At 45.8% G+C, this 26,389-nt stretch carries 31 protein-coding genes; 1 reads left to right on the top strand and 30 read right to left on the bottom strand.

Annotated elements, in window-relative coordinates; genetic code table 11:
• Positions 1-110 precede the first annotated feature (110 nt).
• Positions 111-632: a hypothetical protein gene (locus BLW60_RS07780; protein ID WP_207645922.1), complete on the bottom strand. Its 522-nt coding sequence runs from the start codon at positions 630-632 to the stop codon at positions 111-113.
• 121 nt (positions 633-753) lie between these two features.
• On the opposite strand from BLW60_RS07780, the gene spoIVB reads away from it, so the two are divergent.
• A complete protein-coding gene (spoIVB, locus tag BLW60_RS07775; protein WP_074716049.1) occupies positions 754-1,980 on the top strand; it encodes a SpoIVB peptidase in 1,227 nt (408 codons plus the stop codon).
• A gap of 57 nt (positions 1,981-2,037) precedes the next feature.
• Here the strand turns inward: spoIVB and BLW60_RS07770 are convergent, their stop codons facing one another.
• The 29 genes from BLW60_RS07770 to gmd form a co-directional block, all read right to left on the bottom strand.
• Positions 2,038-2,310: an HPr family phosphocarrier protein gene (locus tag BLW60_RS07770; RefSeq protein WP_019679940.1), complete on the bottom strand. Its 273-nt coding sequence runs from the start codon at positions 2,308-2,310 to the stop codon at positions 2,038-2,040.
• A gap of 369 nt (positions 2,311-2,679) precedes the next feature.
• On the bottom strand, positions 2,680-3,378 hold the full coding sequence (trmD, locus tag BLW60_RS07765; RefSeq protein ID WP_074716047.1) for a tRNA (guanosine(37)-N1)-methyltransferase TrmD: 699 nt from the start codon (positions 3,376-3,378) through the stop codon (positions 2,680-2,682).
• Between the two features lie 53 nt (positions 3,379-3,431).
• A complete protein-coding gene (locus tag BLW60_RS07760; RefSeq protein ID WP_074716045.1) occupies positions 3,432-4,169 on the bottom strand; it encodes a hypothetical protein in 738 nt (245 codons plus the stop codon).
• 64 nt (positions 4,170-4,233) lie between these two features.
• Positions 4,234-4,812 carry a hypothetical protein gene (locus tag BLW60_RS07755; protein ID WP_242872846.1) on the bottom strand — a complete coding sequence of 193 codons (579 nt, stop codon included), beginning with the start codon at positions 4,810-4,812 and terminating at the stop codon, positions 4,234-4,236.
• A 1-nt stretch (position 4,813) separates the two neighbouring features.
• The gene (gene rimM, locus BLW60_RS07750; RefSeq protein ID WP_074716043.1) at positions 4,814-5,317 is read right to left on the bottom strand and encodes a ribosome maturation factor RimM; all 504 of its coding nucleotides are present in this window, start codon (positions 5,315-5,317) and stop codon (positions 4,814-4,816) included.
• A 13-nt stretch (positions 5,318-5,330) separates the two neighbouring features.
• Complete coding sequence (locus BLW60_RS07745; protein ID WP_074716041.1) at positions 5,331-6,116, bottom strand: hypothetical protein; 786 nt, start codon at positions 6,114-6,116, stop codon at positions 5,331-5,333.
• A gap of 56 nt (positions 6,117-6,172) precedes the next feature.
• Entirely contained in the window at positions 6,173-7,612 is a 1,440-nt protein-coding gene (gene purB, locus BLW60_RS07740) for an adenylosuccinate lyase (protein WP_074716039.1), read from the bottom strand.
• A 160-nt stretch (positions 7,613-7,772) separates the two neighbouring features.
• A complete protein-coding gene (locus tag BLW60_RS07735; RefSeq protein ID WP_074716038.1) occupies positions 7,773-8,414 on the bottom strand; it encodes a hypothetical protein in 642 nt (213 codons plus the stop codon).
• A 17-nt stretch (positions 8,415-8,431) separates the two neighbouring features.
• Entirely contained in the window at positions 8,432-8,668 is a 237-nt protein-coding gene (locus BLW60_RS07730; RefSeq protein WP_074716036.1) for a hypothetical protein, read from the bottom strand.
• A gap of 19 nt (positions 8,669-8,687) precedes the next feature.
• Positions 8,688-9,455, bottom strand: coding sequence for a PP2C family protein-serine/threonine phosphatase (locus BLW60_RS07725; protein WP_074716034.1), 768 nt, complete (start codon positions 9,453-9,455; stop codon positions 8,688-8,690).
• A gap of 21 nt (positions 9,456-9,476) precedes the next feature.
• Positions 9,477-10,568, bottom strand: a complete 1,092-nt coding sequence (locus BLW60_RS07720) for an FHA domain-containing protein (protein ID WP_074716032.1) — start codon at positions 10,566-10,568, stop codon at positions 9,477-9,479.
• Between the two features lie 121 nt (positions 10,569-10,689).
• Positions 10,690-11,661, bottom strand: coding sequence for a protein translocase subunit SecF (gene secF, locus BLW60_RS07715; protein WP_074716030.1), 972 nt, complete (start codon positions 11,659-11,661; stop codon positions 10,690-10,692).
• A complete protein-coding gene (gene secD, locus BLW60_RS07710; RefSeq protein WP_074716028.1) occupies positions 11,658-13,067 on the bottom strand; it encodes a protein translocase subunit SecD in 1,410 nt (469 codons plus the stop codon). Before secD ends, secF begins: the two co-directional genes overlap by 4 nt.
• A 540-nt stretch (positions 13,068-13,607) precedes the next feature.
• Positions 13,608-14,018: a F0F1 ATP synthase subunit epsilon gene (locus BLW60_RS07705; protein WP_074716024.1), complete on the bottom strand. Its 411-nt coding sequence runs from the start codon at positions 14,016-14,018 to the stop codon at positions 13,608-13,610.
• 15 nt (positions 14,019-14,033) lie between these two features.
• The gene (gene atpD, locus BLW60_RS07700) at positions 14,034-15,428 is read right to left on the bottom strand and encodes a F0F1 ATP synthase subunit beta (RefSeq protein ID WP_074716022.1); all 1,395 of its coding nucleotides are present in this window, start codon (positions 15,426-15,428) and stop codon (positions 14,034-14,036) included.
• Between the two features lie 225 nt (positions 15,429-15,653).
• Positions 15,654-16,562 carry an ATP synthase F1 subunit gamma gene (gene atpG / locus BLW60_RS07695; RefSeq protein WP_074716020.1) on the bottom strand — a complete coding sequence of 303 codons (909 nt, stop codon included), beginning with the start codon at positions 16,560-16,562 and terminating at the stop codon, positions 15,654-15,656.
• 14 nt (positions 16,563-16,576) lie between these two features.
• Complete coding sequence (atpA, locus tag BLW60_RS07690) at positions 16,577-18,607, bottom strand: F0F1 ATP synthase subunit alpha (RefSeq protein WP_074716018.1); 2,031 nt, start codon at positions 18,605-18,607, stop codon at positions 16,577-16,579.
• Positions 18,604-19,092, bottom strand: coding sequence for a F0F1 ATP synthase subunit B (gene atpF / locus BLW60_RS07685; protein WP_074716016.1), 489 nt, complete (start codon positions 19,090-19,092; stop codon positions 18,604-18,606). The genes atpA and atpF overlap by 4 nt, the downstream gene beginning before the upstream one ends.
• A 33-nt stretch (positions 19,093-19,125) precedes the next feature.
• The gene (atpE, locus tag BLW60_RS07680; protein ID WP_028517802.1) at positions 19,126-19,353 is read right to left on the bottom strand and encodes an ATP synthase F0 subunit C; all 228 of its coding nucleotides are present in this window, start codon (positions 19,351-19,353) and stop codon (positions 19,126-19,128) included.
• Between the two features lie 27 nt (positions 19,354-19,380).
• Positions 19,381-19,608 carry an ATP synthase F0 subunit C gene (gene atpE / locus BLW60_RS07675; protein WP_028517802.1) on the bottom strand — a complete coding sequence of 76 codons (228 nt, stop codon included), beginning with the start codon at positions 19,606-19,608 and terminating at the stop codon, positions 19,381-19,383.
• A 26-nt stretch (positions 19,609-19,634) separates the two neighbouring features.
• Positions 19,635-20,324 carry a F0F1 ATP synthase subunit A gene (locus BLW60_RS07670; protein ID WP_074716014.1) on the bottom strand — a complete coding sequence of 230 codons (690 nt, stop codon included), beginning with the start codon at positions 20,322-20,324 and terminating at the stop codon, positions 19,635-19,637.
• Positions 20,325-20,544: 220 nt separating this feature from the next.
• Positions 20,545-20,889, bottom strand: a complete 345-nt coding sequence (locus BLW60_RS07665) for a hypothetical protein (RefSeq protein WP_242872845.1) — start codon at positions 20,887-20,889, stop codon at positions 20,545-20,547.
• A 19-nt stretch (positions 20,890-20,908) separates the two neighbouring features.
• Positions 20,909-21,871, bottom strand: a complete 963-nt coding sequence (locus BLW60_RS07660; RefSeq protein ID WP_074716008.1) for a GDP-mannose 4,6-dehydratase — start codon at positions 21,869-21,871, stop codon at positions 20,909-20,911.
• 23 nt (positions 21,872-21,894) lie between these two features.
• Positions 21,895-23,016, bottom strand: coding sequence for a glycosyltransferase (locus BLW60_RS07655; protein ID WP_081348167.1), 1,122 nt, complete (start codon positions 23,014-23,016; stop codon positions 21,895-21,897).
• Entirely contained in the window at positions 23,013-24,161 is a 1,149-nt protein-coding gene (locus tag BLW60_RS07650; protein ID WP_074716006.1) for a glycosyltransferase family 4 protein, read from the bottom strand. Before BLW60_RS07650 ends, BLW60_RS07655 begins: the two co-directional genes overlap by 4 nt.
• A 23-nt stretch (positions 24,162-24,184) precedes the next feature.
• Positions 24,185-24,694, bottom strand: a complete 510-nt coding sequence (locus BLW60_RS07645; protein WP_074716004.1) for a hypothetical protein — start codon at positions 24,692-24,694, stop codon at positions 24,185-24,187.
• A 31-nt stretch (positions 24,695-24,725) separates the two neighbouring features.
• A complete protein-coding gene (locus BLW60_RS07640) occupies positions 24,726-24,992 on the bottom strand; it encodes a hypothetical protein (RefSeq protein ID WP_074716002.1) in 267 nt (88 codons plus the stop codon).
• 50 nt (positions 24,993-25,042) lie between these two features.
• Positions 25,043-25,315: a hypothetical protein gene (locus BLW60_RS07635; protein WP_074716000.1), complete on the bottom strand. Its 273-nt coding sequence runs from the start codon at positions 25,313-25,315 to the stop codon at positions 25,043-25,045.
• A 25-nt stretch (positions 25,316-25,340) separates the two neighbouring features.
• Complete coding sequence (gene gmd, locus BLW60_RS07630) at positions 25,341-26,378, bottom strand: GDP-mannose 4,6-dehydratase (RefSeq protein ID WP_074715998.1); 1,038 nt, start codon at positions 26,376-26,378, stop codon at positions 25,341-25,343.
• Positions 26,379-26,389: the final 11 nt, after the last annotated feature.

Here is a 26,389-nt window from a genome sequence, read left to right as displayed (position 1 = left end):
GGGAATTTTGAGCATAAAATGCAGAATAAAGGCAATAAAAAGCCTGATTCAAAACAAAAAAGGACGTTTTTCACGTCCTTTCGGTGATATAATTTTATGTATGCCGAGTTTCAGTCGTCAACTATGGGCGGAGCAGGTGCGTTTTCCTTGGCTTTCTTTTCAGCCCTGCGCTGTCGGCGGTACTGCTTCATGTCGTAGGAAAAAAGCTGTATAAGTGCAATGGCAACTGTTAAAGCAACAGGTATGATGCAGGGGAGCACCCTTGACCTGTACATACTGCTTATGGGCTGGAGCGTGTATTTGTTCGTCCAGCCGCATCTGTCCGCATGGGTTATGAGCTTATGCAGCATGACCATGCATAATATAAAGCCACCCGATGAAAATATAAGAGATAAGATATTTGCGGCGTTTTTTCTGAAAATACAAAGGACAGTGCCCGATGTCATAAGAACTGCCGAAAGTATAAGGAAAAAGCCTGTTACAGCCATATCGCTGCCGTAGCTGTTTCGGTTATAAATAAGACCTGCACCCGACAGCACTGTCATAGCACAGGAAAAGATCAGAGCAAGCAGCACCGCTATGACCTTTGCAGCGGTCATAAGAGGGGACTTCTCCGAATGAAGATTTTTCAATTTTTTTTGGCTCATATTGACTCCGTAAGCAGATTTCAACAGTGTGGAATTCTCATTAATAAAAAGGCTGTGCAGAAATATAATAAATATGTTCCCTCGGGAACATGAAAGGAAAAAACAAATGTTATTTAAAAGAAAGATAATAAAAACAGCTGCGGCATTATTATCTGCGGCTTTTATAGGATTATTCGGAACTGCGGGATATTATTCCTCGCAGCTGCCTGATGTTATCACAGCTGACACAAATTCAGAGATAAAAATAGCGGGATTTCCCGAGCTTAGCTGTGCAAGTATGCCTGATAAAGCAGTACCCGCAGCAGGAAGCTGTGCGAGTACAGAACAGGTAACATTTTCGCTTTTCGGTGTAATTCCCGTTAAAAATGTCGAAGTAAACAAAGCAGAAGCCCCTGTTTTCGCCGTTGGGGGCAGACCTTTCGGCATTAAGCTCCTTATGGAAGGCGTTATGGTAACAGGGCTCGGCGATGTTGAAGATGAGAAAGGGTGTTTGATGTGTCCTGCAAAGGAAGCAGGTATACGCAAAGGCGATGTGATACGTCTTGCGGACGGCAATGCTCTTACGTCAAACGATCAGTTACAGGAGATCATAGCCTCATCGAAAGGCAAGGATATCGAACTCTCCGTTGACCGTGACGGAAATATTTTTCCCGTATCCTTGCAGCCTGTAAAGTCCCGAAGGAGCGGAAGCTGGAAGGGCGGTATGTGGGTACGCGACAGCATTGCAGGCATCGGTACCATGACGTTCTTTAATAAGGATACGGGCAGCTTTGTCGGACTTGGGCACCCCATATGCGATTCCGACACAGGCGGCATAGTTCCCGTTCACAGCGGCGAGGCTGTACCTGTAGACATTACTGAGGTACGCCGCGGCGCAAGAGGTATACCGGGTGAGCTTCGCGGAAAATTCTGCGGTGGGAGCAGTTTCGGCGTACTTGACCGCAACAAAATGAGCGGCATATACGGCAGATTATCCGAAAATGCTCTTGCAGAGCTTTCCGATGACGCGGAAGAATTCAAAATGGCATACCGACAGGAAGTTACCGTCGGACCTGCTGAAATTTACACGACCATAGCAGGTCAGGCTCCCGAAAAATATGCTGCTGAAATAGTCAGCGTAGACTACGGCAGCGTGGGAACGTCAAAAAATATGGTGATACGCATAACCGATGAAAGGCTTATTGAAGCCGTGGGCGGCATAGTGCAGGGCATGAGCGGAAGTCCCATAATTCAGAACGGTAAGCTTGTGGGAGCTGTCACTCATGTATTTGTAGCCGATCCGACTCAGGGTTATGGCATATTTGCTGAGACTATGGCAGAAGATCTTGGATAATTCAAAAAGATAACAAAAGTGGGCGTTACAACTGTAACGCCCTGAGTTTTGGCATGATTATCTGTTTTCTTCGCTGAAACCACTGTCAACGAGCTCGATGAGAGCATCAACAGCAGCCTTCTCGTCAGCACCGTCAGCGATTACCTTTACGTTTGTACCGCCTACGATACCGAGTGAAAGAATTCCGAGTAAGCTCTTAGCATTTACTCTTCTCTCTTCTTTCTCGATCCAGATTGATGACTTGAACTCGTTAGCCTTCTGAATAAAGAAGGTTGCCGGTCTTGCGTGAAGTCCAACCTGATTCTTTACCATTACTTCTCTGACAAACATATACAACTCTCCTATTCTCTGTAGTTACAGCCCCTCTCATTATAACAGGACTGTGTTGCTGTTTGCAAATTTGTTTCACTTGCTGATATCATTATACAATCATTTTTTTTGAGTGTCAACGGATTTTTGAGTTAAAGAACCAAGATTTCATTAAATTCTACATTTAGATTAAATGTGAATAAAAAATTATCAACCTGCTTGTTGATTATCACTACAAAAAAATGTTGACAGTAATTGTTGAAGTTGCATATGATTTGACACCAGAATATGGTTATTTCTTCTAAACGGAAAAAGCTTTTTTTGATATACTGCCAGTTGATATGCTAAGCAGAGCTTCAACAGTTATGCGAAGCTCACAGCAAGAATTGGTCAGTCGTTTTGAGCTTTATATTTAGCTAAAAGATCGGGACGGCGTTCAGCTGTTATTTTCAGACTCTGCTCGTGTCTCCATGTTTCGATATTCTTGTGATGACCTGTCAGGAGCACAGGCGGAACAGCCTCGCCCTCCCATACTTCGGGGCGTGTATACTGAGGATATTCAAGGAGTCCGCTGTATATGCTCTCATCGGTGAAGCATACCTCATCGGAGAGGACTCCGTCGCACATACGCGCTACTGCGTCAGCTACCACCATTGCAGGTATTTCGCCGCCTGTGAGTACATAATCGCCGATAGATATCTCCTCATCGACAATTTTATCGAGCACTCGCTGGTCTACGCCCTCATAGTGACCGCAGAGAATAAGGATATTGTCCAGTTTTGAAAGCTCAACGGCTTTATTCTGGTCGAAAATCTTACCCTTGGGGGACATATATATAGTATGGGGCTTTTCGCCGAGCTCCTCGCATACAGCCTTGTAGCAGTTGTATATAGGTTCGCACTGCATTACCATTCCCATGCCGCCGCCGTAGGGAGTATCATCGACTCTGCGGTGCTTATCCTGAGTATATTCACGTATCTGTCGGCAGTGGAGGCTGAGCTTGCCTGCTTTTCTTGCCCTGCCAACGATACTTTCACCCAGTACGGCTTCGCACATTTCGGGAAATAATGTAGCTATTTCGATATGCATTGTTTTTCTCCTTTTATGATTTGAGACCGCGGAAAACTGCGGTCTCGGGATTATTATGTAAGTTTTATGCTCTCGGCTATTGCCAGCACCTCATCAAGTTCAGTGAAGCTGATAATTACGATGTAGCGTGTTTTTTTGTCCTTTTCTGGATAGATGTTGGCTACAACGTATTTATCTGTATTCTTTTCATAGCCGTATTCCAGACCTTTTACAAGGTATCCTCGGTAGCCTACTCCGTCAACAGGGTAGAAGCTTACGGGATAAGCTCTGTTCTTGAAGATATCTTCATTTTTCTGCTTCATAATTTTATAGAAGGTCTTGGAATTCTTGTAGTTGTGTATGTCAAAATCGTCCATTGTAAGGGAAGCCATGAGCTTTACGAATTCGTACTTGCTTTCGGGAGTGGTCTTTTCAGCATCTTTGCAGTAAGCATCGAGTTCACCGTGATCTATTCCCGTCATATCGAGAAAGTCTTCGCTTTCATTGATACGTTCTGAGAAAATGGTGATAAAGTGGGAATGATCTTCATTTGCCCATGTGACATTGTTGTCATCGCCTTTGCGCTGTGCTTCTATGTCGTTCCATGCAGTTACGCGGATATCCATAGTCTGGAAATCAGCATAGCCTTCGGAAAGCTTGGGGAGGTCTTTCGGGATCTCCTGCCATATATTATCCCTTAGTTCGAGTTCGTGAGTGCATTTGTAGTAATAAGGTATGCCGGGGAAGAAGTACGCGCAGACTCCTGCTGCGACAAGAATGAGCAGAAATAGTATGCCTAAGATTTTTTTCATAAAAATGCCTCCTTTTGGCGTATAAACGCCGTTTTTCTTTTGTTCTACAGTTTTTTCTCTTTTTTTATAGTTCTTTTTTATGCATAAGGTGTATCCCTATATGTCCAATGCCGAGTATTATTGACGCTGCAATAAGAAAGACATTGCAGGCGTAAACTCCCAGAAAGAATACCGCAAATACAGGCAGGGAAGCACCTGCAAGCGGAAATCCGCAGTAATCGGAGTACATATCCGCAAGAGTGCGGCTGCTTCGGAAATATCCAAGCCAGTAAAGCTCATACAGTATCATGAGTATGAGTGCAAGGGCAATATAGCCAAGTCTCGGCGACAGGCTGAATTTGTCAAGGCGGCGGTCGATGAGCACTAATGTGCTTACCATGCCTTCTCCTGCACGTTCAAGTGTGAGGAGAGTTTTATTCTCACGTTTTGCGGACTCTTCATAGCCCTCTGGCTGATTTTTGCTCCATATGATATTAGGAATGAAAAGCATAAGCAGGAAAACTATGCCGACTATGGATATGCCCCATTTCGGCAGCTGTCCGTAGCTTTTGAGTATGTTTTCGCAGCTTGTCAGCGACCATATGGCAAGTCCGATTAAAACGGCTGTCATAGTGCCGAGAGCGATGATACTGCTCTTTTTCATATCAGTCGAAAAGACCGTCAAGCGGGCGGATAGTCATAACTCCGCCGTCCACATCTGTGGAAACCACCACGTCTGCAATAGCAGGGACAAGATATTCTCTGTCCTCGCCCTTTATTACGTAGACATCGTTTGCACCTGTCTGCATAACATCGATTATCTTGCCGTATACGGCATCGCTGTCAGCGTCGCGGACTTCAAGTCCGATAAGGTCCTGAATGAAGTAGGTGTCATCGTCAAGCTCAAGGTCGTCGCGGTGCATATAGAGTACCTTGTTGCGGAGCTTTTCAGCAGCTTCGGGAGTGTCAATGCCCTCTATCTTGGCGATAACTGTATTTTTGAACACTCGGGAGCGTTCTATTGTCACTTCCTCGTGATTTTTTCCAATGAAAAGTCTGTCGAACTCCGCAAGAAGTTCGGCACTGTCAGTGTAAGGCATTATCTTCACTTCGCCGCGTATCCCGTGGGTGGTGACTATCTTGCCTGCTTCGAGAAATTCCTTTTTCATATTTTTTCCTTTATTATTCAAGCTCTATTGAGCTTATTATCTGCTTTGCCGTTGTTTCGTCGGGGCATTTCAGAGTTACGGTATAGACTTCATTTTTGTTACTGTTCGGGAAAATATTTACGTCCCATGTATTGCCGCTGTAATCGCCGTAGAGTACCTGTACGACATAAGCGGTGTACTCGCTGTTTTTGATCTTCCACATTTTTTCCATGCCGACAGCTTCTTCTTTGTCCTCTGCAAGGTCAAGGAACACATCTTTATCCTTTCCGCGGAGTTTGAGACATTTTTTAGCTGTGAGGCAGTCCCTTGTATAAAACACCATAGTATATGCAAGTCCGTACTGCGGCAGGTCAACGCCTATCTCCTTGTAGAAATGTCTGTAATCAGCTTCTTTGTACTTAAAATATGCCCACGGATAATAGAGATCATCTTCGCTGTATTCATCACCGAGCAGCTCTTTGTATTCGCTTTGGCGTTCCTCATTTTCCTTGTAGTCGGTATCCAATACGAATATTCTTGACTCTTCGCCCGATGCGTAGGAGCTTGCTTCCGTACCTTCGATAGGACTGTGTCCTTCCCAGTCGGAAGGGATACGGAATTTTACTCCTTTCAGTGTATGACTAACATGATCTGAGGGAATATCAGTCTTTTTGAATTCGGCAACAGTTTCGTCTATATGATCGTATTTGTACTTGACTTTCAGATAAGTAGGGAGTCCCGGGAAGAATATGAATATTACCAATGCAGCAGTGATAAGAAAACCGAGAATAGTTCCGCCGATAATTAGTGGTTTTTTCATGATATCTCCTGTGGTCAGTGTTTAGTAGGGAACGCCGCCCTCGGCGTTCCCTACAGTTAGTTTTTCATTTCAAAGCTTTCGCCGAGAATGTCCTTGTTAGCGTCGAGTATAGGCTTTATGCACTCAGCAAGGAACTCGTCCACCTGCTGTGAACTTCTTCCTGTGTAGTTCTCAGGCTTGAGAACAGCGTCGAGCTCTTCCTTTGTTACCATGAACATAGGATCAGCTTCGATAAGCTCGCAGAGATTGTTGTCAAGTCCGCGAACCTTAACGTTTGTGCCTGCTTCCATAGAGTAGTCCATGATACGGTCGTGGAGCTCCTGACGGTTGCCGCCCTTCTTAACAGCGTCCATCATGATGTTCTCACTTGCCATGAACGGGAGCTCTGCCATAACACGGCGGCGTATCATCTCAGGGTATACAACGATGCCGTTTGTAACGTTCATCATGATATTGAGTATAGCGTCAACGCCGAGGAATGCCTCTGCTACGCTGATACGCTTGTTTGCGGAGTCATCGAGAGTTCTCTCGAACCACTGTGTACCTGCTGTGAATGCAGGGTTGAGGCTGTCTATCATTACGTAACGTGCGAGGGAAGTAATTCTCTCACAGCGCATAGGATTACGCTTGTATGCCATTGCAGAAGAACCTATCTGCTTCTTCTCTCTTGGCTCTTCCATCTCCTTGAAGGACTGGAGAATACGCATATCGTTTGAGAACTTGCTTGCTGTCTGAGCGATATCACTGAGAAGTTCAAGTACCTTTGAGTCCACCTTACGTGAGTAGGTCTGACCTGATACGGGAACAACTGCGTCAAAGCCCATTTCCTCAGCTATCATCTGCTCAAGCTTCTTTATCTTGTCAGTGTCGCCCTCGAAAAGCTCCATGAATGAAGCCTGTGTACCTGTTGTGCCCTTTGAGCCGAGAAGCTTTAACGTGGACATACGGTATTCAAGGTCTTGGAAGTCCATGAGGAGCTCGTTGAGCCAGAGTGTAGCTCTCTTGCCTACAGTTGTGAGCTGTGCAGGCTGGAGATGTGTGTATGCGAGGCAGGGGAGGTTCTTGTACTCGTCTGCGAACTTCGCAAGGTTGTTCATAACGTTTATGAGCTTTCTGCGAACTATTTTAAGCGCATCGCGCATGATGATAACGTCGGTATTATCGCCAACATAGCAAGATGTAGCACCGAGGTGGATTATACCTGCGGCATCGGGACAAGCTTGTCCGTATGTGAAAACGTGAGCCATAACGTCGTGGCGTGTGATCTTTTCGCGCTCTGCTGCCATTTCATAGTCTACATCGTTGATGTGCTCTTCGAGCTGCTTTACCTGTGCTTCTGTAACAGGGAGACCGAGCTTCATTTCGGCTCTTGCGAGAGCTACCCAGAGCTTTCTCCATGTTGTGAATTTTTTATCCGCAGAGAAGATATACTGCATTTCCTCACTTGCGTAACGTGTACAGAATGGGCTTTCATAGCTGTTGATATTACCGCTCATTTATAATGTTCTCCTTTAAAATTCATTTAGCGTACTGCGACAGTACATCACATTAATTATAGCATTATACTGTTGTCATGTCAATAAAAAAGGCGGCTCAAAGCCGCCTTAGTTTTGCAGAAAAAACCTTGCATTTTCTGTGAAAATTTGACATTACCTGTCATATTTCGTCCATAGTTCCGCTGCTGCCCGAGTTGGGTATGCTGTCGGGAAGGACTATATCGGACATTTCATCAGAAGCTGTCCTTTGGAAGTTATCGACTTTCTGCTGGTACGGATCTTTTATGCCGTACTGATGCCTGTCCATTTCCTGATCGAAGAATCGCTCATTGAAATGAGGAAAGCCGTCACAGGTCTCAAGCTTATGGTATGTCATGTTGACCTTCAGATTTATTAGAGCTGCCGTGCCGACAATGACGAAGAGTACAAGGTGTATCCAGAAGCATTTTGTCAGCACCTTGAAATCATGGAACAGCCTGTTCTCGTAAGGACTTATGACCCACAGCAGAAGCTGATTAGCTCCGAGTATACTTATTACGAGTATAGCCATTATATCCCTGTACCTGTAGCAAGCCTGCCATGCGCAGTAGCCGATGATCGGTACGATAATTATTGCATCTAAAGAAGCTGCGGTGACATTGGTTATAAAGCCCATGAATATAGCCACGGGAAGATAAACGATAAGCGGTGCGAAATAGAATATCACCAGCAGTGAGCGTATCCTGTTCACACGGTTAAGAAGTGTTAGATTATGCGCAAATTCGATCGCTTTCGTACTGCGGTTGACAGAGAGTTCAGACATTGTATCATCTCCTGTTGTTATGGGATTATTCTTTCATTGGTGTGTATGATAACGGTATTTTCGATAAGCTTGAAGCCTGCAACTGCCGCAGCTTCCATTACACCGTCGGGGAGAGTTTCATTGATATCATGGGGAGGAGTAGTTCTTTCCCTTATCTTTTTCTCCTTTTTGGCGATCATAGTCCACATGATGATATTTATTATCACGAATACCGCAGCAGCTGCTGCGATAACAAGGATTTCACCTGTTGTCATAGAGTCTGCTCCTTTGCTGTTAAAGCTCGGCGCGGAAGAGAGCGACTGTTATATTATCGCTTTCCTCTCTGTTTTTTACAGTTTCGATAAGTTCACGCATTTTTGACTGCATATGCTTTTTGGTGGCAGTTTTTTCAGCAGAAAGCTCCTCGAAAAGCTCTTTTTCTGTCAGTACATGGCGGAAGCCGTCCGAGCATATCATATATGTCACGTCATTTTCGAGAGTTCCGAGTCTTATTTCGGGAGCGACCTCGCCTGTAACGCCTATGCACTGTACAAGGGCGTTCCTTCGCGGATCAACCAGAGCCTCCTCGGGAGTCATCTTGCCCATTTTTACGGCGCGGTTAACGTAGGTATGGTCATCGGTTATCTGACTGAGCTTGTCGGATATCTTATATATGCGGCTGTCACCTACATGGAACGTCATATACTCGGAATTTACGGCTATTATGCCTGTAGCGGTAGTGCCGAGCTGCAAATTGTTATGTGAGCCGTAGTGTACCAGCATAGCATTCAGTCGGCGGAGCCTGCTTATTACGTTATGAGCGGCTGTCTGCCAGTCCCAGTCGGGAAGCTCGAAGGGAAACTCGGTGTCGAACCAGTCCGCAAAGCTTCTTACCACCTCTGCGCTTGCAAGCTCTCCGCGTGAGAGACCGCCCATTCCGTCGCATACCATTACAAGTGCAGCCATACCCGTACTTGTTTTTGCAGTCTTGACGCAAACGCTGTCCTGATTTATTTTTTTCGAGATACCTATATCGGTATCACAGGCTGCAATATATTTCATAATTCCCCCTTACGGCGGACATTACCCGTCTATAAAATCGAATTCTTCGTTGGAAAGCTTCAGAACATCGCCGTTTTTTATTTTTATCTCCATATTTGCAGGCACGGCAGTTCCGTTGATGTATGTTCTGTTTGTTGAGTTGTTATCTTCAATATAGCATGAGCCGCTGCGAGTGTATATAGTCGCATGGACTCTGCTGACAGTCCTGTTTTCGGTTATGCAGAGATCCACCTTGTCCCGTTCCTTGCCTATCCTGAAAACAGGCTTGTCGATATTCACTGTAATGCCTGTAGCGCGTCTTGTGAGCTTTGGATAGTTCTGCGGAGCCGATCTGATGTGCTCCGACTTTACAAGCTCGGGGAGCACGTTCTTCTTATTACTGTTAAGTGAAGGGATTATCTTAGGCTCGGGAACTTCGGGAGCAGCTGTGTGCTTGAACTCCTGTGAGCCTTTGTTGATATCGTTGATTATGGTCTGAGCCATATTATTTATATGCTGAGAAGGCTCGGGGATATGAGGTCTGCTGAACTGAGTATGTGCAGGCTTTGCAGTCTGAGCAGGGAACAGAGAAGGTACTTCCCTGCGGATATACTCCTTTGCTTCCGAGATAGTGAAGCCGCTTTCACGGCAGACGAAATTCATAAAGCCGTCAACAGCTGAATAGTCGCTCTGAGACTTGTACTGCGCAAAGGTGGATATCTTGCGCAGACAGTTTACGATACCGTCGTTGCAGCTCTCATTGTACCACAATGGCAGATAGAAAAGATATATATCAAGATCTTCAGCATTTACTGTTATAAAATCAGGATCGAGGACTATATTCTGCATATTGAAGCCGCAGGTCTCTGCTACCTTTATTATGTCCAGCAGATTTTTAATGATACAGAAGTATTCCTTCTTGTCGATGCCGCTTCTTATCTTATTTATAAGGGGTATGCCCTTAGCACCTGTGAATTCAAGCCTGTCTGAGCCCTCTGCGAACGGAACGAGCCAGCCCTTTATGCGGTTGTCGATGAAATATCTGTACTCAGGTTCATTGAGCATTTCGTTTCCCGTAAATCTGCATTTTATACATACTTCGCCGTTTATTTCAGTAAATTTGAGCTTTGCCACATTACCGCTCCTTCCGTGGTTTTCTGCCTTTTATTATACAATATTATGCATATAAAGTCAAGATAAGTGAGCAGTCAATAGAAATAAAAAGACCGTCCAAAAGGACGGTCCTTAAAATCAATTATTTTTTGCTCTTAGCCTTAGCGTCCATCTTATTCTTCCACCATGACCATGTTACAGGAGCAACAAAGAGTGATGAGAATGTACCTGAGATAAGGCCCATCATAAGAGGTACTGAGAAGCTGAGGAGCGAATCATAGCCTGTTACAAGAACAACTATTGTGATAACGAGCATTGTGCCGATAGTTGTAATAGAAGTTCTTACAGAACGTGTAAGAGACTGTGTACAGCTTACGTTGATAAGCTCGTTAAGTGAAGCCTTAGGCATAAGCTGACGGTTTTCTCTTATTCTGTCGTAGATAACGATAGTGTTGTTTATCGAATATCCGAGGATAGTGAGTATAACGGCAACGATATTCGAATCGATGTTGAAGCCGCATACTATCGTAGCTGTAAAAGCTACGAATATATCGAGGCAGAGAGCGAATATTGAGCATACACCTGCTGACCAGCCGCCGATATTCCTGAAACGGATAGCGATATAGATGATAACGACAAATGCTGCAAAGAGTACGGCAATGAAGCACTTGAGCAGGAATTCACGGCCTGATGAAGGGCTTACGTCGTTTGAATCGTATATCTCAAGGGAATTATCCTTGAACTTGTCTCTGAGAGCGTTTGTGAGCTCTGTCTGTCTGTCAGCTGTAAGTCCCTGATCGGAAGTGAAGGAGATAGTGACCTGCTTTCCGCCTGAGTCAAGGCTTTCACCTGTTCTTACTATAACTGATGAACCAACGATGTCCTTTACTGTATTTCCGACTTCATTGGTGTCTATATCACCCTGATATGTGTAGGTGATAAGTGTACCGCCCTTGAATTCGATAGCAAGGTGTATACCTCTTATTACCGCACCTGCGATGAATACAACGAGAACAGCGATAACAACGCCGAGGATAAGCTTTTTCTTTGAACAGAAATTATATACCTTTGACGGAGTAGCTACGATTTCTTTCTGAGTATTCTTCTTGCTCATTTCTCGTCACCTCCATAAAGCTTTCTGTTTCTGAAGCACTTGAACTTGGAGAGTGAAGTTACCATAAGTCTTGATGCGAATACACCGAATATGAAGTTGCAGATAACACCTGCAAGAAGTGTAAATCCGAATGAGTAAACAACACCTTCAGCTGTTGCTCCGAATGCGAAGAAGATAGTCTTGTTGAGGATCTTCGAGAAGAAGCTGTCAGGAACACCGAAAGCTCCCATAAGGATAACTGCGATGATAACGTTTGTGATGTTACCGTCGAGGATAGCGGAGAATGCTCTCTTGTAAGCTATCTTTATAGCAGAGTCGAGAGATTTTCCTGTTCTGAGCTCTTCCTTGATACGCTCACCGGTGATGATGTTAGCGTCAACACCCATACCTACTGCAAGTATGATACCTGCGATACCCGGTATAGTAAGTGTAGAGCCGTTCATAAATCCGAACCAGCCTGTGATAGCTGCGATAGAACCTGTTACCTGTCCGCAGAGAGCGATAACAGCTACAACGCCGGGGAGTCTGTAAAGGAATATCATGTATACAGCGATTCCGATGAATGCTATAAGAGCTGCAAGAAGGATAGCATCAAGTGAACCTTCACCCATTGTAGGCGAGATAGTTCTGAAGCTCTTTGTCTCCATTTTGAAAGGAAGAGCACCTGAGTTTATCTGGTTTGCAAGCTTTGTAGATGAGTCAAAGTCAAAGTTACCTGTGATCTGTGCTTTGCCGTCAGTAATAGCATTGTTTACCGAAGGAGCAGAGATAAGAGTATTATCCATCCAGATCGAGATAGGTGTTGAAGAACCTGCAAGCTCGGTAGTAGCTTCAGCAAATTTATCCTTGCCTGAATCACTGAGCTCAAGGCTTACGACATATTCATATTCTTTTCCGTCTTCCGATACATAAGCACTTTTTGCAGAAGCGATGTCATCGCCTACAAGGACGATCTCACCTGACGGGATCTCGTTGCCGTCCTCATCGGTGGTCGTGTCAGTGCCCTTACGGAATGTAAGCTCAGCCATTTCGCCGAGTTCCTTAACGGCAGATTCCGGATCGAAGTTTGTTTCGCCGACTTTCCATGGGAAACGTACGATGATTCTGTCGCTTTTTTCATCGCTGTATACTTCATTATCAGTGATACCGAGTGAAGCAAGTCTTGTCTTGATGACCTCCATAGCAGAAGCGAGCTGATCCTTGTCAGCGTCGTAATCGCCTGCCGGACCGAAGGTAACGTCAACACCGCCCTTGATATCAATACCAAGACGGATATCGTCAACGCCCTTGATGTAGGTCGTTCTGTTATCGCCGAATAATTTGTCTATACCAAATACCGACGTAACAGCAAAGATAGCGATAAAAGCAACGACAATGAAGAAAGTTGATTTGCCTGTCTTTTTCACAGTCATGCCTCCTAAAAATAAGCCCTTTCACGGTGTCCTGCGTGCCCACAGAAACAGCATAGGACTTTTATTTCCTGTCTCATTGACAATTACAATTATTGTACTATATTTTTATCAAAAAGTCAAGTGTATTGCCTGAAAAACTTTCCATTTCAAGAATATGCACAATTACGTTAATCAAATTTCGGAGTTATTAACAAATTAGCCTTTAGCCATTAGCCTTTAGCCGTTAGCCTTTAGCCGTTAGCCAATGGAGAATTGAGAATGCTGCACTGTAGGGGCGCTTTCCGAGCGCCCGTTATAAGTGATGAGTGCATAGTGGTTAGTAGGGAACGCCGCCCTCGGCGTTCCGAGCCCTTAGCCGTTAGGTTGTAGGGACGCCCATCGGGCGTCCGCGTTGCAATTGTCGTTAAAATTGACGTACGCGCAATGTGCGTCCCTACATTGCATTCATGTTACTTGTTCCGTTGCTGACGGAACGCCGAGGGCGGCGTTCCCTACACTACTCAATAAAAAGCACTCCCGAAGGAGTGCTTTTCATTACTTAAAATGTTTCTGAGATATTTTCAGACGGTTCATAGCGCGGTTTAGCGCAGCCTGAGTCTCGTAGTATTCCTTGATACTCTGCTTCTGTCTCATGCGCTCTTCGGCACGTTCTCTTGCTTCCTGAGCACGTTTGATATCTATTTCCTCGGGAAGCTCGCAGGTATCAGCCAGTATTATCGAAGAATCGGGCATTACCTGTATAAATCCCTCTGATATAGCAGCGTATTTCCATTCGCCGTTCACCAGATATTTAAGCTCTCCCGTTGGGAGACAGGTAACGAGGGGCTCATGTCCTGCCATAATACCGAGAAGTCCGTCTATAGCCGTTATGACGAGATGTTCCACCTCTCCGCTGAAGAAAAGGCGGTCAGTAGCGATTATCTCGAGGTGAAAGGTTTTAGCCATATTAAGCCGCCTCCTTTATTCCTCGTCCATCTGACGGGCTTTCATAATAACATCGTCTATAGTACCTGCCATGAGGAATGCAGCTTCGGGGTACTTGTCCATATCACCGTCAATGATAGCCTTGAAGCCCTCGATAGTGTCCTTGAGGGGGACATATTTGCCCTTGAGACCTGTGAAGTTTTCAGCTACGTTGAAAGGCTGTGAAAGGAACTTCTGTATCTTTCTTGCACGGTATACTGCAAGCTTGTCGTCCTCGTCAAGCTCTTCCATACCGAGGATAGCGATGATATCCTGCAATTCCTTGTACTTCTGGAGAAGCTCCTGAGTACGTCTTGCGACTGTATAGTGCTCCTCACCGACGATCTCGGGTTCGAGGATACGTGAGTTTGACTCCAGAGGGTCAACGGCAGGGTAGATACCCTGTTCAACTATCTTACGTGAAAGAACCGTAGTAGCGTCAAGGTGAGCGAAAGTAACGGCAGGTGCAGGGTCGGTAAGGTCGTCCGCAGGGACATATACAGCCTGTACCGAGGTGATAGAGCCGTTTTTAGTAGATGTGATACGCTCCTGTAATTCGCCGACTTCCGTAGCAAGTGTAGGCTGATAGCCAACGGCGGAAGGCATACGGCCGAGAAGAGCCGATACCTCAGAGCCTGCCTGTACATAACGGAAGATATTGTCGATAAAGAGAAGAACGTCCTTGTGCTCGCGGTCACGGAAATACTCAGCCATAGTAAGACCTGTCTGAGCAACACGCATACGTGATCCGGGGGGCTCGTTCATCTGACCGAAAACGAGAGCGGTCTTTGAGATAACTCCCGATTCCTGCATTTCGTTCCAGAGGTCGTTGCCCTCACGGGAACGCTCTCCTACGCCTGTGAATATGGAGTAGCCGCCGTGCTCGGTGGCGATATTTCTGATAAGCTCCTGTATAAGAACGGTCTTACCAACGCCTGCGCCTCCGAAAAGACCTATCTTACCGCCCTTAGCGTAAGGAGCGATAAGGTCGATGACCTTGATGCCTGTTTCGAGGACTTCAACAACAGGGCTCTGATCCTGAAATGTGGGAGCTTTACGGTGTATCTCCCATTTTTCTTCAGTCTCTACATCGCCCTTTTTGTCGATAGGCTCGCCGAGTACGTTGAACATACGTCCGAGAGTATTTTCGCCTACGGGTACTTTTATGCATGAGCCTGTAGGAGTAACTTCCATATTTTTGCTGAGTCCTTCACTGGACGCAAGCATGATGCAGCGGACAATGTGGTTGCCCATATGCTGAGCGACTTCCATGACACGCTTTTTTCCGTCTACATCGACAGTGAGAGCGTCCTTTATCATAGGGAGCTTTCCTGCGCCGAATTCAACATCAATAACAGGTCCGATGACCTGTGTTATTCTGCCTTTTTCCATTGCTTTCTCCTTTGTTTAAGAGAATTTGGGGTATAACATTTTTGTAGGGGAGGGCGCCCTCGCCCTCCCGAAACATACATAACATTGTACCGTACAACGGGAGCCCGAGGGCGGGCTCCCCTACATGGTTTAATAAAATGTGCATACTTTGTAGGTGCGAGTGACCCTCGCCCGTAATTGTAATAATGTATTTACCATCGGGCGCTCGGAAAGCGCCCCTACATATTATTCATTAATCGACTGTGCTCCGCCGCATACCTCGGTAATTTCCTGAGTGATAGCAGCCTGTCTTGCGCGGTTGTAGAGCAGTGAAAGGTCTTTTATCATGTCCTTTGCACTTGTAGTAGCAGCGTCCATAGCTGTCATACGGGACTGCTGTTCGCAGCAGAATGCTTCGACCATAGCACCGTAAATGATGCCCTTTGCGTACTGTGGTATGAGGTAATTCATAACTTCCTCAGGAGAAGGCATGAATGAAGCCTTTGGCAGCTTCTTCATAGTGCCGTCTGCTGCCTTGCCGAAATGCTTTCGTTCAAAGGGGAGCAGTCTAAGCGTTTTAGGCTCCTGAAGATTTGAGTTTATCATGTCCGTATAGATAAGGTATACCTCGTCGAGCTCGCGCTTTTCAAACTTGTCAAGCACCAGCTCTGCCACCTCGCTTGCTCTGTAAAGAGTAGGGTTTTGCGTGGTATAGAGAAATTCACCGTCAACTGAAGCTTTTTTGTTGCTGTTGATACGACGCTGATAGTACATTCTTCCCACCTGTCCCATAACGAACAGGTAACAGTTGTCGAGATCGGCAGCTTCATCAAGCTTCTTATCGGTATATTTGAGTATATTATGATTATAGCTTCCGCAGAGTCCTTTATCGGCAGTAATGACGATATAACCCTTTTTACGCTTATCCTCAGGGATATCTGCACGTCTGTCGAAGTACAGCTGACGTGTGTGCGGAGTATGCTCCAGAACGCTTTCGATAGTAGACTGGAGCTTATAGAAGTAAGGCTCTGTACATTCAAGCGACTTCCTTGCTTTTTTCAGCTTTGATGACGACATGAGGTACATAGCGTTGGTGATCTTCAATATCTGCTGTATACTTCCGATCCTTTCGCGGATCTCTCTCATATTAGGCATATCACGTCACCGCCTTATTCTTCAAAAGCTGTGAGTATTCTTTCGATACGCTCTGCAAGGTCGTCTGTGAGCACCTTGTTTTCTTCTATCTCAGTGATTATATCCTGTCCGTAGCTTCTTATGTAATTCATAAGGTCTGTGCGGTATTCTCTCAGCTCCTTGAGTGGGATACCCTTGAAAAATCCGTGCTGAGCCGCATAGAGGAGTATTACCTGCTCATAGTGTGGGAGCGGATTGTAAAGAGGCTGCTTGAGAAGCTCTGTAAGCATATGACCGTGGTCAAGAAGCTCTGTTGTGGACTGGTCAAGCTCTGATGAGAACTGTGTGAATATCTCCATTTCCTTGAACTGAGCAAGGTCGATACGGAGATTTCCCGAAGCCTTCTTCATAGCCTTTGTCTGAGCTGCACCGCCGACACGGGATACTGAAAGTCCGTAGTTCACCGCAGGACGGAGACCTGAGTTGAAAAGCTCACTTTCGAGGAATATCTGACCGTCTGTGATAGAGATAACGTTAGTCGGGATATATGCCGAGATATCGCCTGCAAGAGTCTCGATGATCGGAAGAGCGGTAAGTGAACCGCCGCCGTGCTCGTCATCGAGTCGGCTTGAACGCTCGAGAAGTCTCGAATGGAGATAGAATACATCACCCGGATATGCTTCACGTCCTGGTGGACGGTGGAGCAGAAGTGACATGGCTCTGTAGGCAACGGCGTGTTTTGAAAGATCATCGTAAACGATGAGTACGTCCCTGCCCTTTGACATGAAGTATTCAGCAATAGCAGTACCCGAATAAGGCGCTATATACTGGAAAGGTGCAGGATCGCTGGCTGATGCAGACATAACTACTGTATAATCCATAGCACCGTATTTTTTAAGGGTATTTACTATCTGTGCAACAGTCGAGGACTTCTGACCTATGGCAACATAGATACAGATAACGTCCTGACTTTTCTGATTTATGATAGTATCAACAGCGATAGATGTCTTACCTGTCTGGCGGTCGCCGATGATAAGCTCACGCTGTCCGCGTCCGATAGGGAACATTGAGTCGATAGCAAGTATACCTGTCTGGAGAGGTACGCTTACAGGCTTACGCTCGATAACACCCGGAGCTTCGCGCTCGATAGGGAAGTAATCGTCAGCCTTTATCTGTCCGAGACCGTCGATAGGCGCACCGAGAGCATCGACAACTCGTCCGAGAAGCTCATCGCTTACGCCGATACCTGCTCTTTTGCCTGTTCTTATAACGGAAGAGCCTTCTGTGAGACCGTGGTCGTCACCGAGAAGAACTACACCTACAGTCTTTTCCTCAAGGTTCTGTACGATACCTCTGATGCCTGTCTCGAATTCAACAAGCTCGCCGTACATTACGGAATTCATGCCGTAAACTCTTGCGATACCGTCACCGAGACGGGTAATGAAGCCTGTTTCGGTAGCTCCTGATTTTACATCGAAATCGCGGACCTCGGTTTTGAGGACTGAGATGATATCGCTCTTTGAGCCTGTCTTTACGCCTGTATTGCTCTCAACGTACTCTGTAGCCTTTGTCTGAAGGGTATCCTTCATAAGTCTCAGGCTCGTACGGTAGCTCTTATCGTATTCAAGGTCGCCTGCATTGAGGATAAAGCCGCCGATGATATCGGGATCGTGCTTATACTCTATATCAACGTCCTCTTTTACGAATTTATCCATGATGAATTTTCGGAGATCAGCCTGCTGCGCCTCTGTAAGAGGAGTAACATAGCGTACTACAGCTTTGATGCTGCCCTGTTTGTCGAGAAGCAGCTCGTCATATTCATCAAGTATCTCGCCAATGCGCTCAACAGCTCCGCCGTGAACGACATTTAGCATGAATTTTTGCATAGACTCGGGGAAAAGCTTGCTTATGATACCGCGCTTTTCATCGTATGTAACAAGGGGATTTGCCAGTGTGTCCGCAACATCGGGACAGGTCTCGAAAACCTTTCTTGCGGCAGAGCAGTCTGTCTGAGAAACATCGAGACGGACAAGCTCTTTCAGGAACTCTCTGTCTGTGTCTTTCATTCTTTGCCCTCCTCTTCGGAAAGGAACTTATCTACAAGACGGCGGTTCTTTTCGTCGTCAACGTTTTCACCGATGATCTTTGAAGCAGCTTCTATGGCGAGATCTGCGATCTCGGACTGTGCCTGACGAAGAACGCGCTTTCTCTCGTTTTCGATAGTCTTGTCAGCATCTGCAATGATCTTGTCTGCTTCGTCCTGTGATTTCTTTATAATGGCTGAGCGTTCAGCCTCAGCGTCCTCACGCGCTTTTATGAGTATCTGGTTAGCTTCTTCCTTTGCATCGCTGATAGAGTTCTCATACTGCTGACGAAGCTCCTCAGCCTCAGTCTTTGCCTTTTCGGCAGAGTCAAGGTTATCCTGTATAGTACGTGTGCGATCTGCCTTTATTTTATTTAAAGGTTTGAAAAGGAATATCCTGAGCAGAACGAACAGCAATACTGTATTGAATACAGCCCAGAAAATGCTCCAGAATGAAAAATCAAGCATTATTTGCCCTCCTTATGTGTATTTTGCAGCGGTTTACTTGTTGCCAAGTGAAAGGATAATAAGGAGTGCTATAACGAAACCGTAGATAGCGGTAGCTTCTGCCAGGGCACAGCCCAGCAGGAGAGCGGTTCTGATATCGCCTTTAGCCTCGGGCTGACGAGCGATAGATTCAGTAGCCTTAGCGGTTGCAAGTCCTATACCAATACCTGCGCCTGCGCCTGTAAGAACGGCAACAGCAGCGCCTAATGCGATTATTCCCATTTTAATATACCTCCAATAAATAACTGCTTACTTGTTTCCGAGTGAAAGGATGATAAGGAGTGCTATAACGAAGCCGTAGATAGCGGTAGCTTCTGCGAGGGCACAGCCCAGCAGGAGAGCAGTTCTGATATCGCCTTTAGCTTCGGGCTGACGAGCGATAGACTCTGTAGCCTTAGCAGTAGCAAGTCCTATACCTATGCCTGCGCCTGCGCCTGTAAGAACGGCAACAGCAGCGCCTAATGCGATTATTCCCATATTTATTTACCTCCGTGAAGTTGTTATCATTTTTCTTCTTCCTCTAATGCCTCTGCCATATACAGCGAGGTGAGGAACGCAAATACGTATGCCTGAAGCAGTCCGTCAAAAAGATCAAAGTATCCGCTTGCGATAACAGGCACACCGCCGGGTACACAGTGCTTGATAAGCTCCATAACTACGAATGCACCGAGAACGTTACCGAAAAGTCGCATACACAGCGACAGCGGACGTGTCACAAGGTCCAGCAGATTTATAGGGTTAAGGAAGCTTTTCAGCCATTTTACAGGACCTTTTTCGATAATGAACGAAGTCTGTACAAGTATGATAGCCATACCAGCAAGGGCAGCCGTTACATTTATGTCCTTTGTGGGCGGTACGAAGCCGAATACACCGATGATATTTGAAAAACCTATGTAAATGATGAAAGTTTCAAGTATGGGAACGTATTTCTTTCCCTTTTCTCCGAGTATTCCCGTAAAGAAGTTGTCGAGGAAGTCCATGAATGTTTCAAGTATACACTGTGAGCCTGTAGGGACTTTTTTCAGCTTTCTTGTTAATATTATGGACAGCAGTACCAGCACCGCTATTATTATCCAAGTTACCACACAGGAATCAGGAACGGGGATACCGCCGAATATAGGTATGGTGAACGCGGTGTGATTATCCAGCTGTTCCATTAGCTCTTCTGCCATGATAACACCTTCTTTCTGCATATATTTAATGTAAAATAAGAAAACGGAGACTGCAATTACACAAATCTCCGTTGATTGAGTCTTGATGAGGTAAAGATATACGTCCTATGGACTTGTAAAGCTGAGGGGCATATCTTGTCCACACTATAATATATAATATAACAAAACCGATACATTGTCAAGAGTTTGACGAAAAAAATCACATAATCATTGGGAATGATAATATATAAAAAAGAGCAGTTTACTTTCCGTCGCCCTCTGACAGTTTTATGGCTCTGTCAAGACGTTCTATTGCACCTGAATTGAGCTTTTCCGTGAGTCTTACGCGGTCAAGCTCCTTTTTGAAGGAAGCAAGCTCATTTGCTATTTTTCGCATGATATCCTCATTCTGTATCTGCTTATCTTCAAGTGCGCAGACTCTTTTTATCAGGTCATTGACATTTGCGGCAAGAGCCTCATTTGCGGAGTTCTGTTTTTCGCCAAATTCCGTAAGCTTTTCTCCTGCCTTGAAAGTGCCTATCTTTTCATGTCCCGAAAAGGTATGCATTTTCTCTTTAGTAAGCTTAATATCAGACAATTTATTCACTCCTTTTGAGTCTGAGATATCAGCTGCCCAGCGACAGTCCGTAGGAGCTGAGCTTCTGTCTCCAGTAATCAAGAGTATCCTTGATAGTCTGCTCCATAGTTATTTCCGCACTCCAGCCCGTATCCTCGAAAATATGCGAAACATCAGGCTCTATAAGCGGAATGTCGGAAGCTCTCATACGTGCGGGATCGCGCTTCACTTCTATAGGCTGGTTTGCATATGAAAGTGCGGTATCGAGGATATACTGTATCTCTACAGCCTTTCCTCTGCCCACATTGTATACGTTTCCGCTCACGCCCTTTTCACCGAGGAGCCTGTATGCTCTTACAACATCGCGTACATCGGTAAAATCGCGCTTTGCCGAGAGATTGCCCACGCTTATGACAGGTTCTTTCATGCCCTTTTCTATCTCTGCTATCTGTCGGCAGAAATCCGAGATAACGAAGATATTGCTCTGAGCAGGTCCCGAGTGATTGAACGCGCGGACCATTATTATATCCATTTTGTATGCACGGGTGTATATCTTGCCAAGCATATCCTGACAAGCCTTTGTAGCGGCATAGATATTTCCGGGATTGAGAGGCTCTGACTCCGAAAGGGGACAAGCTCCCTCGCGTATATAGCCGTATTCCTCGCCCGAGCCTATGAGGACAAGTCTTATGTCCTTCTTTTCTGCGTCGCGGACAGCTTCCAGTACATTTATAGAGCCGACCACGTTTATCTCAGCAGTGAGCTGCGGACGCTTCCATGAAACGGAAACGGAGCTCTGTGCAGCAAGGTGATATACGATATCAGGCTTTATATCGTCAAGAAGCGGCGATATATCCTCTTTTTTCAGAATATTCAGCGTATGGACGGGACAATCTTCCTTTATTTCTTCATTTGGCAGACAAGTTGCGTGTACTTCCCAGCCTGCGGCTTTAAGCTCTCTTATGAGATAACCTCCAACAAAGCCTGCCGCACCTATTATAAGTGCTTTCATAAGTCCGCCTCCTTATATAGTTTTTATTTTAAAATGTCGTATAATTTTCCGAGTATGACTTTTTCGTTGAAATCGCTCTTTACGCGCTCTGCGGCAGCTCTGCCGTATTTTTCACGGAGCTCCTTGTCCTCGGCAAGTTTGTTTATAGCCATTGCGAGAGCCTTTGGCGATGACGGCGGAACTGTGATACCTGTCTGTCCGTCGATACTTACGTAAGGTACTCCCGATCTAAGAGCCGTATTTATAACTGGCTTGCCGTATACCATAGCTTCAAGCTGCACTATGCCGAAAGCCTCGCTGGGAGCAACAGACGGCAGCACGAATATATCACAGTCGGCATAAGCCTGTCTCAGTTCTTCATCGGGGAGAAATCCCAGAAAATGTACCTTTGACTCCATATCATGTGAGCTTACGAAGTTTCTGAGCTGGTCGCCGAGCTCTCCTGTACCTGCAATGAAAAGCTCACAGCCTTTTACCTTTGTGAAGGCTTTGAGCAGCACATCTACGCCCTTATAATAGACCAGTCTGCCCGTGAAGAATACCTTTACGCAGCTTTTGTCAGTGGCTTTTTCCGTGAGTATGCTGCGGCGCGGTACAGAGAGGTAGTCCTCGGGAGTTATACCGTAGGGCAGTACTCTGCACTTGTGGCTGAATTCATTAAGGTAAAGGGAATGTTTCACATGACCTTCCGTAGCCGTGAGTATGATATCCGCTCTTTTCAGCAGATAGCGCATGAAAGGCTTGTAGAAAAGCATGAGCTTTTTCTGTTTTACAATGTCGCTGTGCCATGATACCACAACTTTTCCTTTATAGCCCGACAGAAGAAGTGCAGCATCGGCAAGTGGGAAAGGCACATGGATATGCACAACATCAGCTTTTGCAGCCATTTTTCTGAAATGCCTTATAAAAGAAAATGACAGCGGACACGAGAAATAAGTGCCGAGACTGCCTGTCCTCAGCAGCTCCACACCGTTCATTTTCTCTCTGATAGCCTTGCCTTTGCCGTCACGACAGACAAGAGCTTTTACGCTTACACCGTCAAGCTTGCCCAGTTCCTCGGAATACTGCCTGATAAGTGTCTCTATGCCGCCGATATGCGGGAAATAAGCCTTGTTTACTTCAAGGATACGCAGTTTTTTACTCATTTTACAAGCTCCCTGTATACTTCCAGAAGCATTTCAGCCGAACGCTCCCAAGTGAAGCCTCTTGCTCTTTCGAGACCTTTTTCGCTAAGCTCTTTTCTCAGCTTTTCGTCGCTGTAGAGCCTGTAAAGTCCCTGTGCTATGCTTTTTACGGAATATGCATCGCATATCACAGCGCAGTCGCCTGTGACCTCGGGCAGAGAAGCTTCTCCCGAAGCAAGTACAGGTACTCCGCAAGCCATAGCTTCAAGGGGCGGCATACCGAATCCCTCGTAAATAGACGGAAAAACGAATGCAAGTGCGCCGCACATCAGGGGATTCATGTCCTCTGAGGGCACGTATTTTGTGAAGATGATATTTTTTGTCATACCAAGCTTTTCAACGCGGCTGTATATGCCGTCGTTGAGCCAGCCCTTGCCCCCTGCAAGTACAAGCTTTGGAGCTTTTTCGCCCACCTTTTTTGCAAATGCAGCATAAGCGGAAATGAGCCTTTCAAGGTTCTTTCGGGGCTCGATAGTGCCTAAATAGAGGAAGTAATCGCCCTCTATCTCCAGCGACTTCTTTACCTCGGGTATGCGCTCGGGAGTCTCACATGGGTGAAATCTTTCAAGATCGACACCGCAGGGGACTACTCTTATTTTATGTTCATGCTGAGGAAAATACTTGATTATCTCAGCCTTTGAAAATTCTGAGTCTGTAACGATAAGATCGGCGCGTTTCATCGAGCGTTTTAGTCCCGATACGAGCATGAAGCGTGTACGTCCGCGGACTGTCTCGGGGAAAGCCTTATAGACCATATCGTGTACTGTTACCACCTTTTTGCCGTGTACGAAAGGCGGTACGATGTAATTGAAAAAGTGGGTGATATCGGACTTCCTGCCGAAAAAGAATGAATAGGGTATAGGCAGGAAAGTGCTTGCGGCACGATAAAGATAGCCGGAAAAGCCTGATATATTGAGCTTTATCTGCTTGCCTGCAAACTGCTTCACGCGCTTTTCGCGCTCTTTGTCGCCGCTTGTGAAGAAGCTGTACTCGTATTCGTTTTCGGGGTGTATCTGTGCGAGAGTCTGTGTCTGTCCCACTTCACACCAGCCTATACCCGTTATTTTATCGCTGCATATAGGTACAGCGTCGAAGGTTATTTTCAAATCAACTTCTCCACCTTTGGTTTTTATATCATATTTGAAACATGAGAGTCAAGTTCCGCAAGAAAAGCGTCGGTCTGCTCTCTGTCATAGCTGTTTGGCATCAAAAGGAAAAATTTTGCTTTCTTTAATGGCAGCTGTCTTACACGTTCAAGCTCATTCATCGCGATCACCGTGTTCATGCTGTCATTTATTTCGTGTATCAAGTCATTGTAGGCAAAGACTTTTGCCTCAACGCTTTCCATGGTGTATCCGCATCTGACCAGCTCTATTTTAGCAAAATCCGCGGCGTTGTACATGAGGAGCTTCTTTTCCTGATCTCCGAGAATGAAATCGACCTTTTCGATCTCATAGCCCGGTCCGCATATAGGCAGCGGCTGGGCTTTTAGTTCTTCTACTCTTTTGCGTACCTCGTCCTCAGTGAGTCCGCCGTATTTCAGCCCTGTGAAAAGCCTGCTGTATTCATCGGATCTTTCATTGAATGAATAGATATCATAGCCGTTATCTACCTCGAATAGTATCCTTCGCTCGTCCATGACCGTTTCTCCTTTGGCATTAAAGCGCAGATCAGAGCATGATCTTATTGGCTATTTCCTTTTCAAGCTCGGCTATATAGCTGTCGGTCTGGGGAATAGAAAATCCCGAACACGGAATGAAAAGGCATTTTGCCTTTCTCAGAGGCATATGCCTTATCTTTAAAAGCTCCGCATTTATTGCAGCGTCAGAAAGGTTGGCTTTATCTATAGCTTCGATCAGGCTGTTGTATGCGTCTGTTTTTGCAAGGACATCTTTTTTATCATATCCGCCGAATACGGAATCCAAACAATTACCCATGAACGATCTCCTTTCATAACACTGCCGTTAAATATGGATAGAGCTTTTCATTACTTCCCTTCAAGAGCAGACATGATCTTTTCTTCAAGCTGTGAGAAGTACTTATCCGTATCCTCAGCTGAAAAGCCGATCTTGCCGAAAAATCCGCCCTTTACACAGGGAAGCTGAGTCTGTCTCAGCTTGTCCAGTTCAGCTCTTATCTTTGCAGCGTCAGCATCGGGAGCTTCTGCCATATTCATTAATATACCGTAGTTTTCGAGTTTATCTATCACAGCGTTCTTGTCATATCCGCCTTTTACGCTTCTGAGAACTTCAGTATTCATAATTACCCCCCTATTAAGCCGATACTCAGCCGAGTATCTCCTTTACCTTTATCTCGTTCTGAACAAGTTCAAGGTCGTTCTTTACCATTCTCTCAACAAGCTCCGAGAAGTTTATCTCGCGCTTCCAGCCGAGAGTCTTTTCAGCCTTTGAAGGATCGCCGAGGAGTATATCGACCTCAGCAGGACGGAAGAACTTCTTGTTTACCTTTACTATAGTCTTGCCGTTTGCCTTGTTTATACCTATCTCGTCAACTCCGCTGCCCTGCCATTCAACGTCAATGCCAACGTGCTTGAATGCAGTCTCAACGAATTCGCGTACAGTTCTTGTCTCGTTTGTAGCGATAACGTAGTCATCGGGCTTGTCCTGCTGGAGCATGAGCCACATAGCGCGGACATAGTCCTTTGAGTGTCCCCAGTCACGCTTAGAGTCCATGTTGCCGAGCTCCATGTACTCCTGTACGCCCAGCTTGATACGTGCAGCAGCGTCTGTTATCTTACGTGTTACGAATTCAATGCCGCGGCGTTCCGACTCATGGTTGAAAAGTATGCCCGAGCAAGCAAAAAGACCGTAGCTCTCGCGGTAGTTCTTTGTGATCCAGTGACCGTAGAGCTTAGCTACGCCGTATGGGCTTCTTGGGTAGAAAGGAGTTGTCTCCTTCTGAGGAGTCTCCTGTACAAGACCGAACATTTCGGAAGTAGAAGCCTGATAGAAGCGAGCCTCGGGCTTTACTATGCGGATAGCCTCCAGCATATTTGTAACGCCGAGAGCGTCAATGTCGGCAGTTCCGAGAGGAGTGTCCCAGCTTGTAGCCACGAAAGACTGTGCAGCAAGGTTGTATACCTCGTCAGCCTGTGAAATTCTCATAGCTGATATAAGTGAAACAGGGTCGGTCATATCTGCGTAGATAAGGTTGACCTTGTCCTTGAGATGAGCGATATTGCCATAGTCAACGGTAGCCTTTCTTCTCCAGATACCGTAAACATTGTATCCCTTTTCGAGAAGGAGCTCTGCAAGGTAAGAGCCGTCCTGACCTGTAATACCTGTAATAAGTGCGTTTTTCATTTATTATATCT

Source organism: Ruminococcus flavefaciens, assembly GCF_900108555.1.
GTDB classification, from domain to species: Bacteria; Bacillota; Clostridia; order Oscillospirales; family Ruminococcaceae; genus Ruminococcus; species Ruminococcus flavefaciens_P.
Note: the sequence above shows the minus strand (reverse complement) of the source record. Positions and strands in the feature narration are given on the sequence as shown.

Excerpts from the sequence above, each read along its gene's own strand:
- BLW60_RS07640 (WP_074716002.1), bottom strand. The coding sequence starts at position 24,992 with ATGGGTAATTGTTTGGATTCCGTATTCGGCGGATATGATAAAAAAGAT.
- atpF (WP_074716016.1), bottom strand. The coding sequence starts at position 19,092 with ATGCTTGATTTTTCATTCTGGAGCATTTTCTGGGCTGTATTCAATACA.
- BLW60_RS07655 (WP_081348167.1), bottom strand. The coding sequence starts at position 23,016 with ATGAGTAAAAAACTGCGTATCCTTGAAGTAAACAAGGCTTATTTCCCG.
- atpG (WP_074716020.1), bottom strand. The coding sequence starts at position 16,562 with ATGCCTAATATGAGAGAGATCCGCGAAAGGATCGGAAGTATACAGCAG.
- atpD (WP_074716022.1), bottom strand. The coding sequence starts at position 15,428 with ATGGAAAAAGGCAGAATAACACAGGTCATCGGACCTGTTATTGATGTT.
- BLW60_RS07770 (WP_019679940.1), bottom strand. The coding sequence starts at position 2,310 with ATGTTTGTCAGAGAAGTAATGGTAAAGAATCAGGTTGGACTTCACGCA.
- atpA (WP_074716018.1), bottom strand. The coding sequence starts at position 18,607 with ATGAAAGACACAGACAGAGAGTTCCTGAAAGAGCTTGTCCGTCTCGAT.
- spoIVB (WP_074716049.1), top strand. The coding sequence starts at position 754 with ATGTTATTTAAAAGAAAGATAATAAAAACAGCTGCGGCATTATTATCT.
- BLW60_RS07705 (WP_074716024.1), bottom strand. The coding sequence starts at position 14,018 with ATGGCTAAAACCTTTCACCTCGAGATAATCGCTACTGACCGCCTTTTC.
- BLW60_RS07645 (WP_074716004.1), bottom strand. The coding sequence starts at position 24,694 with ATGGACGAGCGAAGGATACTATTCGAGGTAGATAACGGCTATGATATC.
- atpE (WP_028517802.1), bottom strand. The coding sequence starts at position 19,608 with ATGGGAATAATCGCATTAGGCGCTGCTGTTGCCGTTCTTACAGGCGCA.
- BLW60_RS07745 (WP_074716041.1), bottom strand. The coding sequence starts at position 6,116 with ATGAAAAAACCACTAATTATCGGCGGAACTATTCTCGGTTTTCTTATC.
- BLW60_RS07670 (WP_074716014.1), bottom strand. The coding sequence starts at position 20,324 with ATGCAGAAAGAAGGTGTTATCATGGCAGAAGAGCTAATGGAACAGCTG.
- secF (WP_074716030.1), bottom strand. The coding sequence starts at position 11,661 with ATGAGCAAGAAGAATACTCAGAAAGAAATCGTAGCTACTCCGTCAAAG.
- purB (WP_074716039.1), bottom strand. The coding sequence starts at position 7,612 with ATGAGCGGTAATATCAACAGCTATGAAAGCCCATTCTGTACACGTTAC.
- BLW60_RS07730 (WP_074716036.1), bottom strand. The coding sequence starts at position 8,668 with ATGACAACAGGTGAAATCCTTGTTATCGCAGCAGCTGCTGCGGTATTC.
- rimM (WP_074716043.1), bottom strand. The coding sequence starts at position 5,317 with ATGAAAAAGGAATTTCTCGAAGCAGGCAAGATAGTCACCACCCACGGG.
- BLW60_RS07635 (WP_074716000.1), bottom strand. The coding sequence starts at position 25,315 with ATGAATACTGAAGTTCTCAGAAGCGTAAAAGGCGGATATGACAAGAAC.
- BLW60_RS07755 (WP_242872846.1), bottom strand. The coding sequence starts at position 4,812 with ATGAAAAAGAGCAGTATCATCGCTCTCGGCACTATGACAGCCGTTTTA.
- BLW60_RS07725 (WP_074716034.1), bottom strand. The coding sequence starts at position 9,455 with ATGAAATATATTGCAGCCTGTGATACCGATATAGGTATCTCGAAAAAA.
- atpE (WP_028517802.1), bottom strand. The coding sequence starts at position 19,353 with ATGGGAATAATCGCATTAGGCGCTGCTGTTGCCGTTCTTACAGGCGCA.
- BLW60_RS07735 (WP_074716038.1), bottom strand. The coding sequence starts at position 8,414 with ATGTCTGAACTCTCTGTCAACCGCAGTACGAAAGCGATCGAATTTGCG.
- trmD (WP_074716047.1), bottom strand. The coding sequence starts at position 3,378 with ATGCATATCGAAATAGCTACATTATTTCCCGAAATGTGCGAAGCCGTA.
- BLW60_RS07760 (WP_074716045.1), bottom strand. The coding sequence starts at position 4,169 with ATGAAAAAAATCTTAGGCATACTATTTCTGCTCATTCTTGTCGCAGCA.
- gmd (WP_074715998.1), bottom strand. The coding sequence starts at position 26,378 with ATGAAAAACGCACTTATTACAGGTATTACAGGTCAGGACGGCTCTTAC.
- BLW60_RS07660 (WP_074716008.1), bottom strand. The coding sequence starts at position 21,871 with ATGAAAGCACTTATAATAGGTGCGGCAGGCTTTGTTGGAGGTTATCTC.